Source organism: Nocardia sp. NPDC004718 (assembly GCF_053601535.1).
The window spans coordinates 1-11865 of record NZ_JBSGCA010000033.1; the positions used below are offsets into that span (position 1 = coordinate 1).

Below are 11865 nucleotides of genomic sequence, written 5' to 3' on the forward strand. Positions count from 1 at the left end.
CGCTGGAATCCAATGGTGCACGAGACAGTGCGGGCGCTGGCTCGTGCGGAAGCACGCAGCGTCGACACCGTCCACGGCTTCGCCGTATGGTGCGGGATCGCTGCGCGCCTGTGATCCGGTCAGTCTGCCGCAGGCAGTCCCTTCGCATCGGCAGGGGCCAGGAATTCCACCCGAAACGACGCGATGTACTTCTCACGCTGACCCAGGAAGTGCTTCGTGTGCGGCTGCCGCTCGTGCGTATCGAACGCGTCGCGGTCGCGGTACACCTCGTAGAACACTCGTGACAGCGGTTCGTTCTCAACAGCGTGAGTGGCGTAGACCAAAGTTCCGGGTTCCAGTTCGGTGATGGCATGGACGGTTTCAGCGACCAGTTCGTCGAACTCGGCCGCCTTCTCGGCGTCCTGAAGTTCGAACCTCACAACGAGCGCGAACATAGCTCCTCCTCGGCACTGGTACACGGCCACCGTACATGCCCAGGACCAGCAGCCAGACTGGTTCGACGTGCTCGATACCCGCGTGTCGATGTCACTGCGGGGCGCTTCGACCGCTTTGTCGGATGCCTGGGCTGCTTTGCGGAACTCGGCCGCGAGGAGTTACATCCGCTCCGAGGTGAGGTAGCCGTCGCGGAGTGTCGTGCTGACCAGTTCGCCGACCACTTCGAAAGCCCCCACACGACGGGGATCGGATGGGCTCTTGATCAGGCCGCTGCGTGGCTCGGAACCCGGACAGCGGGGCAAAGCCCCGTTTCGAGGGTGGTTTCCCTGATTTCGGTTGAAGAAACCCAGCAGCAGCGCAGTCGCGATCGGTTGACCACGGCGGCAAGGCTATTCGACGCTCTCACGCGGATTCGATTGGCAGCGGCGCGTTTCACCACAATCGAAAATAAATTGAACTGCCGCGCATCCGTATGGCTTTCTGGACCGAACTAGAAGGGTAGGTACATGTCCTCTTCAGAATGAGGTGGGTAAGTCCATGGGCATAGCAGTACCCGAAATCGAAACTCCAGCACACCCGTTCTTCCGCCGCGCCGCCACTCTGGTAGTCGCGGGCGCCATCCCGTTGTCCTTGGTCGGCGCCGCCGCGACCGCCACCGCGAACCCGCTGCCGGAGATCTCCGTCCAGGTTCCGTTCGCCCCGGGTCCCGGCCTTGGCGTCATCCCGGTGGCCGATCCCGCGGACCCCGAGGCTCTTCCGGCCGCACCTCCGGTTTCCGCGGGCCGCAACGACCTGAGCGTCAACCGGCCGATGCCGGATCCGAACCTGCTCGCGCCGATCGAGCCGCAGCGACTGCACCTGCCCAACCCCGCCGCCCCGGCTCCCGCGGTCGCGCCGATCGAGGCGCCGCCCGGCACGCTGCGCGTGGGTTCGGTGGTGGTCGGCCGCCCGGATTTCATGACTCCCGAGCAGGGCAAGATGTTCAACGACGCGATCGCGGGCCCGGAAGCAGGCATCGCGCAGACCCTGGATTCGGCGGGCTTCGATCCGTCGCGTTCCGACCGCATCGCCGCCGACCTGATCGGCTCCACCGCCATCGGCGCCTCGGCGGGCAGCATGGTGGCCGCGCCGGTCGCCTCGATCGGAGCGGTCATCGGCGCCATCTGCGGCGCCATCGCGGGCCTGCCGATGTTTCCGACCGGGACGGTGGCCGTCATGGCCTTCGGCGCCGCCATCGGTTATGGATTCGTCGCCTCCCCCGCCATCGCCGTCGGTGCGGCCCTCGGCGCGGGTGTCGGTGTGCTGCAAGGCCTTCTGACGCCGCCCACGGTTCCGGCCGCATAATTTCCGGCGCGCCGGAGACCGCACGCAGTATGCGGATTCGGCGGCGATTTCGAATACGCACGATTTCCGCGAAGACCCGGTTTTCCGCCGGGTCTTCCGCTTTTACAGGAATGGCCGATGTTTGGCCGCCCGATTACGGGCTACTGCGAAGAAGACCGGCTGAAGATGGCCGGCCGGTCGCTTCAAAAGGAGGTTGTGACATGAGCACAGTCGACAAGGCGAAGAACAAGACCGATAAAATCGCTGGTCAGGCCAAGGAAAAGCTGGGCGAGGCCAAGGGTGACCGGGGGAAGCGCGACGAAGGTCGCACCGACCAGATCAAGTCCGACCTGAAGGACGCGGGCGAGAAGGTCAAAGACGCCTTCCGGCACTGACCGCCGCTTGTGCGCTGCCGGACGCAGTCCGTCCCGGGCGGCGCGCGGCCGGACAGAACGCGGGAAAACCACCCGCACGGCGTTGCGAAAGCATAGCTAGGTATGGCGTAGGCGGATGGCCGCAGCGAGCGGTCATCCGTCTCTCTTTCGAAGCAACTGGTCCAACCAGTTGACCTGTTGACCTCAGTGCGCGACACTCGGGGCATGGAATTCGCCGCGGTCGCCCGCACCGCCGTCTCCGATGTGGTCTTCGGTCAGATCATCGACGCGATCCTGAGCGGCCGGCTCGCCCCCGAGGCGGCGCTCCCCTCCGAGCGCGAGCTGGCCGAAATGTTCCAGGTGAACCGCCACGCCGTGCGCGAAGCGCTCAAGCGCGTACAGCAGAGCGGGCTGGTCCGCGTCACGCCGGGCGGCAAGACCCGGGTTCTCGACTGGCGCTCGCACGCGGGCCTGGACATTCTGACCGCGCTGACTCGCTCCGGGGCGGTACCGGCCACACGGATCCTGCACGACATCGCGGTGATGCGGCGTTCGGTCGCCGCCGACGCCGCCCGCTTGTGCGCCGAGCACGCCGACGCCCATCAACTGGCGATCGTGCAACGCGCCGCCGCGGCCTACCCGGACGCCACCGCGCCGTTCGGCGCCGTGGTCGATGCCGATCTGGCGTTCTGGGTGGCGATCCTGGACGGCTCCGGCAATCTCGCCTACCGGCTGGCGTTGAACACCCTGGTCTCCGGCTATTTCGGGATAGGTATGGAAATCGTCGCCGAACTAGGCCTGAACAAGGAATACATCGATCCGGGCGCCCATCGCGCGCTCGCGGAACACATTGCCCGCCGCGATTCGTCCGCGGCCTACGACACCGCTTACGCCCTGCTCACCCGCCTGGTGGACGCCCAAGCAGCACCGAAAGATTGACCCGTTGTTCGACCTGATCGCCCACGCCATACCGGTTTTCGTGCTCTGCCTGGCGCTCGAAGCGGCCTCCTTCCACCTGCTGCCCGACGACGACCATCTCGGCTACCAGTTCCGCGACGCGCGCACCAGCGTGCTCATGGGGCTGGGCAATGTGGTGGTGAACCTCGGCTGGAAACTCGCGGTCGTCGCGGTGTACGCCGCGGCGTACCTGGCCGCCCCGTTCCATCTCCCGGCGGACCACCCGCTGACCTGGGTCGCGCTGTTCTTCGCCGACGAGATCGCCTACTACTGGTATCACCGCACGCACCACACGGTGCGCGTGTTCTGGGCCAGCCACGTGGTGCACCACTCCAGCGAGTTCTACAACCTCTCCACCGCGCTGCGCCAGCCGTGGACTCCGTTCAGCTCGCTGCCCTATTGGTTGCCGCTGGCGCTGGCCGGTTTCCCAACCTGGATGATCCTGCTGCAACAGTCGGTCAGCCTCGTCTACCAGTTCTTCATCCACACCGAGCGGTTCGCGACGCTGTGGCGTCCCGTGGAATTCGTGTTCAACACCCCGTCCCATCACCGGGTTCACCACGGCTCCAACGATCGCTACCTGGACAAGAATTACGGCGGCATCCTGATCATCTGGGATCGGCTGTTCGGCACCTTCGAGCCGGAGGACGAACGCGTCCGCTACGGGCTGACCAAGAACATCGAGACGTTCAATCCGGCGAAGGTCGCCACCCACGAGTTCGCCTCGATCTGGCGGGACCTGCGTAGCGCGCCCTCGTGGCGCGCCCGCGGCGGCTACTTGTTCCGCGGCCCGGGCTGGGCGCCCGCCGACTGATCCGTGCCGCCGCGCCCGCCGCCCTCCTCCTCGACGAGCCGCAGCTCGCTCGGCCACCAGATCTTCCGCCCGATCAGGCTGAACAGCGCGGGGATCACCACCGTGCGCACGACGAACGTGTCCAGCAGGATGCCGAGGCCCACCACGATGCCGACCTGAGTCAGGGTGATCAGCGGGAGTACGCCGAGCACGCAGAACACCGCCGCGAGCACGATGCCCGCACTGGTGATCACCGCGCCGGTCACCGACACCGCCCGCACCATGCCATGCGTGGTGCCGTGCCCTGGAGTCTCCTCGCGGGCCCTGGTCACCAAGAAGATCGTGTAGTCGACGCCGAGCGCGACCAGGAACAGGAACGCGAACAGCGGCACGCTGATGTCCAGCGCCGGGAACCCGAACACGTGCTCGCTCATCCAGCTGCCCAGCCCGAGCGCCGCCAGCGCGCTCAACACCGTGACCGCGACGAGCAGCAGCGCGGCAGGCACCGCGCGCAGCAGCACCAGCAGCACCACCAGCACCACGATCAGGATCAGCGGAATGATCAGCTTGCGGTCGCGGCTCGCGGCCGTCTGGACGTCCAGCGCCTGGGCATCGGTGCCGCCGACGAGCGCGTCGGCACCCGGCACCTGGGCCACCGACGCGCGCAGCGCCTCGATCGTGTCGAAGGCACGTGCGGAAGACGGCGGCGCGTCGATCACCACGGCCCACCGGGTCAGCCCGGTCGGCGAGGTGCCGGTCTGCCAGGTCATCACCACGCCCTCCGTGCGGTGGAACGCCGCGTCGATCTCCACCACCGCGTCGCTGCGCGCGAGGACGATCGCGGGATCGGAAGCGCCGGAGGGGAAATGCCGAGCGAGGGCGTCGAATCCCTCCACCGACTCCGCGCGAACCCGGAACTGCTCGGTCTGCGACAGGCCCACCCGCGTCGACAGCAATCCGGTCGCACAGATGGCCAGCACGACGAGCGCGGTTCCGGCGACCACCGCGGGCCTGCGCACCACCCACGCGGCGACCGCGTGCCAAACTCCCTCGTTCGCCGTATCGCGATCGTCGGCCTCCGGCACGAACGGCCAGAACACGTTGCGTCCGCACAACGCGAGCGCGGCGGGCAGCGCGATCAGGACGAACACCACCGCGACCAGCAATCCCAGCGCGGCCATCACACCGAGACTGCGTGTGCTCGGCACGGACGCGAGCACCAGCACGAGCAGGGCGGCGACCACCGTGACGTTGCTGGCCAGGATCGCGGGCCCGGCGCGCCGCACCGCGTGTCGCAATGCCGTGCGGTGGTCGGCTTCCCGATGCAGTTCGTCCCGATAACGCGACACCAGCAGCAGCGCGTAGTTGGTGCCCGCACCGAACACCAGCACACTCGTGACACCGGAGGTCGAGCCGTCGAAGGTCAGGGCGGTCACACGCGCCAGCGCGGTTCCGGCGCCGGTGGCCACCCGATCGGCCGCGCCGACCACCGCGAGCGGCACCAGCCACAGCACCGGGGAGCGGTACGTCGCGATCAGCAGCACGGCGACGACCATCGCGGTCACCGCCAGCAGGGTGACGTTGGCGCCGGAGAACGAGTCGGCGATGTCGGCGCCGAACGCCGGACCGCCGGTGACCTGCAGGACGAGTCCGTCGGGCAGGCCGTCCCGCGCGACGGCACGGATTTCCCCGATCCGGTCGGTCAGTGGGAATCCGCTCAGGTCGGCGTCCACGGGCACTTGCCCGATCGCCGCTTTCCCGTCCGGCGCGGAGAGCAGGTCGCTCGGACCGGGTGCCCGTCCCGACGCGCGGGCCACCGCCGCCACGGTGGCGTTGCGGTCGTCCTCGGTCAACTCTCCGTCATCGGCGCGCGTGACCACGATGATCGCGGCGGCCGACCCCGCGTCCGGGAACTCCTCGAGCGCCTGTTCGACTCGCGCCGATTCGGCGGAGGCCGGTAGCGCCGTGGGCGCCTGCCCGGCGGACTCGTTCTCGCCCACCGCGCCGATCAGGCCGATCGACGCCGCGGCGAGCACCACGAGCAGCACCCACGAGGTCCGGGCGGTCACCACCGACGCATAGCGATCCCAAGCGCTCACGCCGCAACTCTCTCAGAAACTGAGCCGCGATGGCCGAACTGCCCGACGCGGATCTGCGCGCCGCGCACCGCGTGCTGGTCGCCGTCGTCCACGCGATGCGCGAGCATCACGACGAGCTGACCGGCGAGTGAACGCCTCCGTCGGGGCGTGTCAGTCCCGCAGCGCCTGCTCGCGCAGCGATTTCAAGGTCTTCGACAGAATCCGTGAGACCTGCATCTGCGAACACCCGATGCGCTGGGCGATCTGCTCCTGGGACATCGAGTCGAAGAAGCGCATCACCAGCACCTGCTTCTCGCGTTCCGGCAGCGCCGCCAGCAGCGGCTTGACCGCCAGGTAGTTCTCCACGGTGCCGAAGTCCGGGTCTTCGGCGCCGAGCGAGTCCAGCAGCGAGGGACCGCCGGACTCGGAGTCGTCGGTGTCCGAGGCGGCGTCGATCGAGGAGGTCTGGTAGGCGTTGCGGGCGATGAGCGCCTGGGTCACCTCGTTCAGGTCCGCGCCCAGTTCCTCGGCGATCTCCCGCGCCCGCGGCATCCGGCCCAGCCGCTGCGACAGGATCTCCACCGTCGGGCCGATGGTGGACTGGATCTCCTTGAGCCGCCGCGGAACCCGCACCGACCAGGCGTAGTCGCGGAAATGCCTGCGCACTTCACCCATGATCGTCGGCACCGCGAACGACAGGAAGGTCGCGCCGTGCCCCGGATCGAAGCGGTCGACGGCGGCGAGCATACCCACCCGAGCGATCTGCAACAGGTCCTCGAAGCTCTCGCCGCGGCCGCTGAACTTGCGGGCGATGTGTTCGGCCAGCGGCAGGCAACGTTCGATCAGCTCGGTGCGCACGGCTTCCCGGCGTGGATCGTCCGGGGCCAGCGCGGCCAGTTCGGCGAAGAGCGGCTCGATATTGTCGTAGGTGTCTCCCCGCGATTTGCGCTTGGAAGCGACCTGATTCGACTCGCTACTCATTATTCGAGCCGCCGCGCACCCAACGGAAGTCGACGACAGTCGGGTAGCCGCCCGCAGCGGAATCGTGTGCGCCTCGGGTGGCCGAGACCGAATCCGTGAGCGTCGCCACGATGTGCCAGCCGAAGCCGGACTCGTCCGGGCTGGCGTCCGACACCGTGACGGTGGAGACGCGCACCTCCACCGCGTCGTCCTCGAAGCCGAACGCGCACTCCAGCTCCGCCCCGTCCACCGCGTCCAGCACCAGGGCGCTGGCCACCTCGTCGAGGGCCAGCCGGATGTCGGTCACCTCGTCGATGCCGAAATCGGCCATGAGCACGACGGTCTCGGCCAAAGCACGCAACATCGCGAGCTGTTCGGACACCGCGGGCACCCGCACGCTGATCGTGCCGGTCCGCGTCGTAGCGGGAGGAGTCCCCTCACCCTTGCTCATGCACCGCTCCCAGAAGTTGCGCCGTCCGTCGGAGCGCCAAGCCTACGCCCTCTCCCGTAGTGAGCTCGATCGGCCACGGCTCGGCGCGCGCGTCTTCGTCCGGGGACGGCTGATCGCGAGGCGCCGCGACGCGGACGCGCGCACTCCCCACAACGGCTGCCGACGCCGATGACCAGCGCGTTCGTCCGATGCGACCGACTCGGCCACTCGATCGGCCGCCGGTAGGCCACCCCGGCATCACCGGGCCCCCGAAGCGCCGGTTCGTCCGGACGGAAGACGCCGACGGCCGTCCCCGATCGCGCGCACCAGATCGGCGTAGGCGATCTCCAGTTCGGCCAGCCGGGTCCATGCCGCGTGCATGCGCTCGCCTCCAGGATCGTCGTGCATCAGCAGATGGAACGCGTCTTCCGCGACGGCGGCCATCCGGTCGATCATCTCGCCCAGGCTCTCGTGGTGCACCCGCACCGCGGGGTCGGCGCACGGCAGGTGCAGCGCCGCCCAGGTGTCGATCCGTTCGACCAACTCGGCGCGCCGCCGCCGCGTCTCGACCGCCTCCCGTGCGTCCTCCCGGCGCCGCCGGTGTAGTTCGGTCAGCTCGCGCGCCCACCGGCTCACCGGGCCCTGCACGTGCTGGCCGCCCAGCGCGCACAGCAGTGCGCTCGGACTCGGCAGCGCCGAATCCTCGGACAGCTTCCGCGGTCGCGCACGCTGGACCAGCATCGGCCTACCTCCCCGGCACGACCGCACCGCTCGTACGGCCGGTCGGCCAAGCCTTCATCAGGACAGCGTTCATTCCCGATCGGGCATGCCCGCTGCGGGCGGACGCAAACTCACAGGGGCGCAGTGAGTTCGAGATGGATGCCGTCGGGATCGGAGAACGACAGGATCGCGATGCCGAAATCGGCCATCTCGGTGATCTCCCCGTGTTCGATGCCCGCATCGGCCAGGCGAGCGGCCGCGGCCGCCAGATCGTCCCGCGCCGGGACGGTGAAGCTGAGATGGTCCAAACCCACACGTTCGGAATCGAATCGGTCCGCCGGATCGGCGACCGGACGCAGGCCGAGCAACATGCCGTTGGCCTGGAACACCACCCCGCCGAACAGTCGCATCGGGTCGACGCGCACCTCCGGATCGTCCGGGCTGCCCGGCGATTCGGCGGCGATGGGGAAACCGAGTACATCTCGGTAGAAGGCACGCGACCGGGCGATGTCGGTCACGGTCAACCGGATGTGATGCGTCCCGGTCGTTTCGATCATGGTCACGCTCCCAAACGAGGTACGGCGGGTCGATCGGCTCCCCGGTTCGCTCGGCGGCGAGCCGTCTCGCGATGACGGTAGGACAGAATCCCGGCGGAGCCGAGTGTCGCAAACGACATCTTCGGTACCGTTTCCGACATGGACGTCGTCGTCTTCGTGGTGGACGGCGTAGCCGATTTCGGATACGCCGCCCTACTGGAAACCTTCAACACCGCCAACGCCGTGCGCACCGAGCTGCCCGACCCGCCGCAGGCATGGCGGGTGCACAGCGCGTCGTTCGGCGCCACGGTGCGGTCGGGCAACGGCCACACCGTGCCGACGATCCCGCTCGACGAGCTCGGCGACGGGTTCGATCTGATGATCGTGCCCGCCGTGCACGTCCTGGAGGCCGCGGCGCTGATCGACCTGGTTTCCGCACCCGCCAGCCGTCCGGTGCTCGACCGGCTGGTCGCGGCCCGCGATCGGGGCGCTCACCTCGCCGGCGCCTGCACCGGAACGTTCTTCCTGGCCGAGGCGGGCGTGCTGGACGGCTCCCCCGCGACCACGAGGTGGTGGCTCGGCCCCAGCTTCCGCCGCCGCTACCCACACGTGGAACTCGACGAGGGGCGCACGCTGTGTCGCGGTCGACGCGTCACCACAGCGGGCGCCGCGCTCTCGCACATGGACCTGGCGCTGTCGCTGATCGCGAGCAAGAGCCCGGCGCTGGCCGAACGCGCCATGCGCTACCTGGCGGTGGGCGCGGGACGACCGCAACGCGAGTTCATCGTTCCCGAGATCATCGCCCGCGGCGATTCCGTCACCGCCGCCTTCGAACGCTGGGTCCGCGCGCACCTCGGCGAGAATTTCCGGATATCCCAGGCCGCTCGCGCCATCGGCGTCACCGAACGCAGCCTGCAGCGGGCCACCCACGCCGAACTGGGCATGCCCCCCACGGAATTCGTGCACGACATCCGCCTGGAACGCGCCGTGCAACTGCTGCGCACCACTTCGCTCACGGTGGACGCGGTGGCCGCCAAGGTGGGTTATCTCAACGCCGGAACACTGCGCGGATTGTTCCGCCGCCGCCGGGGCATGTCGATCTCCGAGATCCGCATGACGCGCGTGTCGTATTGAGCCGCGGTTGGCACGACGCCGGAGGTCATGCGGCGGCTACTGCCCGACGGCCGAACTCCGGGAACGGTATTGTCCGCACCGGCGGCCGGACAGCCCGCGCGAGGAGGACTCGGTGATCGATCGGCAGCACACGACCACATCCGACGAGGAGCGACCCCCCGCGCCCGCCGCGACGAGCGCACACGACACCGCGCGGCTCGGCGTGGTGGTCGCCGCACTCGGCGTGGTGTTCGGCGACATCGGCACCAGTCCGATCTACACCATCCAGACGGTGTTCAACCCTGCCGACCCACATCCGGTGCCGGTGAGCGTGGACAACGTGTACGGCGTGGTCTCGCTGATCTTCTGGTCGGTCACCATCGTCGTCACCGTCACCTACATCCTGCTGGCCCTGCGCGCCGACAACGACGGCGAGGGCGGCATCATGGCGCTGATCACGCAGCTGCGGCGGTGGGGCTCGCAGCACGGCCGACGGCAGACCGCGGTACTGGCGGCGCTGGGCATCTTCGGCGCTTCGCTGTTCTTCGGCGACAGCATGATCACTCCGGCGATCTCCGTGCTGTCCGCCGTCGAGGGAATCGAGGTCGTGCAACCGTCGCTGGCGGATTTCGTCGTACCGATCACCGCGGTCATCATCGTGACGCTGTTCCTGGTGCAGCGCCGGGGCACCTCGGCCGTGGGCCGGGTGTTCGGGCCGGTGATGATCGCCTGGTTCGCGGTCATCGGTGCGTGCGGGGTGGCGGGCATCGCCGATCATCCGCAGATTCTTCGAGCCCTGTCACCGACCTACGCGCTGGGCTTCCTGTTCGGTCATTTCGGCACCGCCTTCTTCGCCTTGGCCGCGATCGTCCTCGCGGTGACGGGAGCCGAGGCGCTGTACGCCGACATGGGTCATTTCGGTCGCCGGGCGATCACCCGTGGCTGGCTGTTTCTGGTGTTCCCGGCGTGCATCCTCAGCTATTTCGGCCAAGGCGCGCTGATCCTCGGCGATCCCGGCCACGTCAGCAGCCCGTTCTTCCTGCTCATGCCCGCATGGGGCCGCCTGCCGCTGGTGCTGTTGGCCACCGCGGCGACGGTGATCGCGTCGCAGGCGGTGATCACCGGCGCGTATTCGGTGGCATCCCAGGCCGCCCGGCTCGGGTACCTGCCCCGGCTGCGCATCGCGCATACCTCGGAGGCGACGGTCGGCCAGATCTACGTGCCGTGGATCAACTGGCTGCTGATGGTCTCGGTGCTCACCCTGGTGTTCGCCTTCCGCAGCTCGGCGGCGCTGGCCTACGCGTTCGGCATGGCGGTGACCGGCACGATCACCATCACCACGCTGTTGTTCTTCTACGTCGCCCGCGCCCGCTGGCACATCCCGCTGTGGCTGCTGGCCGTGGGCGCCGTCCCCCTACTGTCGGTGGACCTGCTGTTCGTCGCGGCCAACCTGACCAAGCTCGTGCACGGCGCGTGGCTGCCGCTGCTGATCGGTCTCACCGCGTTCACCATCATGACCACCTGGCAACGCGGGCGCGACATCGTCACCGCCGAACGCGAACGGCGGGAGGGGTCGCTGCGCGAGTTCGTCGACCACTTGCACGCGGGCGACCCGCCGGTACTCGAGGTCCCCGGCACGGCCGTCTTCCTCAACCGAGGCAAACGAACCGCGCCGCTGGCCTTGCGGGCAAACGCCGAACACAACCACGTGCGCCACGCGCACGTCGTGATCATGTCGATCGAGACCGAACCCGTGCCGCGGGTTCCGGCGGACGAACGGATCAGCGTCGATTCCCTCGGCTACGCCGAAGACGGCATCATCCACGTTTGCGCCCGGTTCGGCTACATGGAGTCGCAAAACGTGCCCGGCGCGCTGGCATTGCTCGACCCCGCTGTCACCGAGGGACCGTTGCAGCTGGACCGTGCGTCCTACTTCCTGTCGAAGATCGAGCTGCGCCCCGGCACCGAGCCGACGATGGCCCAGTGGCGCAAGCGGCTGTTCATCGCCACCTCCTACATCACCGCCGACGCCGCCGAGCAGTTCGGCCTACCCCGCGAGCGCACGGTGATCATGGGCGCTCACATCGAGATCTAGGCGCGCATACCCTGATTCCGTCTCGGCACCGTCTCCGTCCCAGTGCGCTCG

At 68.5% G+C, this 11865-nt stretch carries 12 protein-coding genes; 6 read left to right on the top strand and 6 right to left on the bottom strand.

Annotated features, from left to right (window positions below; translation table 11 throughout):
* Positions 1 to 119 precede the first annotated feature (119 nt).
* Complete coding sequence (locus ACWEH3_RS23585; RefSeq protein ID WP_452358386.1) at positions 120 to 464, bottom strand: putative quinol monooxygenase; 345 nt, start codon at positions 462 to 464, stop codon at positions 120 to 122.
* Positions 465 to 972: 508 nt separating this feature from the next.
* Here ACWEH3_RS23585 and ACWEH3_RS23590 point away from each other — a divergent pair.
* From ACWEH3_RS23590 to ACWEH3_RS23605, 4 genes are all read left to right on the top strand, one after another.
* A complete protein-coding gene (locus tag ACWEH3_RS23590) occupies positions 973 to 1779 on the top strand; it encodes a hypothetical protein (RefSeq protein WP_450015208.1) in 807 nt (268 codons plus the stop codon).
* 200 nt (positions 1780 to 1979) lie between these two features.
* Positions 1980 to 2153 (top strand): CsbD family protein, encoded by a 174-nt coding sequence (locus tag ACWEH3_RS23595; protein ID WP_379252935.1) that lies wholly within the window; start codon positions 1980 to 1982, stop codon positions 2151 to 2153.
* A 204-nt stretch (positions 2154 to 2357) separates the two neighbouring features.
* Positions 2358 to 3071, top strand: coding sequence for a FadR/GntR family transcriptional regulator (locus tag ACWEH3_RS23600; RefSeq protein ID WP_450015209.1), 714 nt, complete (start codon positions 2358 to 2360; stop codon positions 3069 to 3071).
* A 4-nt stretch (positions 3072 to 3075) separates the two neighbouring features.
* Complete coding sequence (locus ACWEH3_RS23605; RefSeq protein ID WP_450015210.1) at positions 3076 to 3903, top strand: sterol desaturase family protein; 828 nt, start codon at positions 3076 to 3078, stop codon at positions 3901 to 3903.
* Here ACWEH3_RS23605 and ACWEH3_RS23610 read toward each other — a convergent pair.
* The 5 genes from ACWEH3_RS23610 to ACWEH3_RS23630 form a co-directional block, all read right to left on the bottom strand.
* The gene (locus ACWEH3_RS23610; RefSeq protein ID WP_450015211.1) at positions 3864 to 5981 is read right to left on the bottom strand and encodes an MMPL family transporter; all 2118 of its coding nucleotides are present in this window, start codon (positions 5979 to 5981) and stop codon (positions 3864 to 3866) included. The genes ACWEH3_RS23605 and ACWEH3_RS23610 overlap by 40 nt on opposite strands.
* A 150-nt stretch (positions 5982 to 6131) precedes the next feature.
* Positions 6132 to 6941 (bottom strand): RNA polymerase sigma factor SigF, encoded by an 810-nt coding sequence (locus ACWEH3_RS23615; protein WP_450015212.1) that lies wholly within the window; start codon positions 6939 to 6941, stop codon positions 6132 to 6134.
* Positions 6934 to 7371: an ATP-binding protein gene (locus ACWEH3_RS23620; RefSeq protein ID WP_450015213.1), complete on the bottom strand. Its 438-nt coding sequence runs from the start codon at positions 7369 to 7371 to the stop codon at positions 6934 to 6936. Before ACWEH3_RS23620 ends, ACWEH3_RS23615 begins: the two co-directional genes overlap by 8 nt.
* A 237-nt stretch (positions 7372 to 7608) precedes the next feature.
* Complete coding sequence (locus ACWEH3_RS23625; RefSeq protein WP_450015214.1) at positions 7609 to 8091, bottom strand: DUF4254 domain-containing protein; 483 nt, start codon at positions 8089 to 8091, stop codon at positions 7609 to 7611.
* A gap of 110 nt (positions 8092 to 8201) precedes the next feature.
* Entirely contained in the window at positions 8202 to 8627 is a 426-nt protein-coding gene (locus ACWEH3_RS23630; protein WP_450015215.1) for a VOC family protein, read from the bottom strand.
* Positions 8628 to 8765: 138 nt separating this feature from the next.
* Here ACWEH3_RS23630 and ACWEH3_RS23635 point away from each other — a divergent pair, with 138 nt between their 5' ends.
* Positions 8766 to 9740, top strand: a complete 975-nt coding sequence (locus ACWEH3_RS23635) for a GlxA family transcriptional regulator (protein WP_450015216.1) — start codon at positions 8766 to 8768, stop codon at positions 9738 to 9740.
* Between the two features lie 202 nt (positions 9741 to 9942).
* The gene (locus ACWEH3_RS23640; RefSeq protein WP_450015271.1) at positions 9943 to 11814 is read left to right on the top strand and encodes a potassium transporter Kup; all 1872 of its coding nucleotides are present in this window, start codon (positions 9943 to 9945) and stop codon (positions 11812 to 11814) included.
* Positions 11815 to 11865: the final 51 nt, after the last annotated feature.

Excerpts from the sequence above, each read along its gene's own strand:
- ACWEH3_RS23635 (WP_450015216.1), top strand. The coding sequence starts at position 8,766 with ATGGACGTCGTCGTCTTCGTGGTGGACGGCGTAGCCGATTTCGGATAC.
- ACWEH3_RS23595 (WP_379252935.1), top strand. The coding sequence starts at position 1,980 with ATGAGCACAGTCGACAAGGCGAAGAACAAGACCGATAAAATCGCTGGT.
- ACWEH3_RS23630 (WP_450015215.1), bottom strand. The coding sequence starts at position 8,627 with ATGATCGAAACGACCGGGACGCATCACATCCGGTTGACCGTGACCGAC.
- ACWEH3_RS23620 (WP_450015213.1), bottom strand. The coding sequence starts at position 7,371 with ATGAGCAAGGGTGAGGGGACTCCTCCCGCTACGACGCGGACCGGCACG.
- ACWEH3_RS23600 (WP_450015209.1), top strand. The coding sequence starts at position 2,358 with ATGGAATTCGCCGCGGTCGCCCGCACCGCCGTCTCCGATGTGGTCTTC.
- ACWEH3_RS23590 (WP_450015208.1), top strand. The coding sequence starts at position 973 with ATGGGCATAGCAGTACCCGAAATCGAAACTCCAGCACACCCGTTCTTC.
- ACWEH3_RS23615 (WP_450015212.1), bottom strand. The coding sequence starts at position 6,941 with ATGAGTAGCGAGTCGAATCAGGTCGCTTCCAAGCGCAAATCGCGGGGA.
- ACWEH3_RS23625 (WP_450015214.1), bottom strand. The coding sequence starts at position 8,091 with ATGCTGGTCCAGCGTGCGCGACCGCGGAAGCTGTCCGAGGATTCGGCG.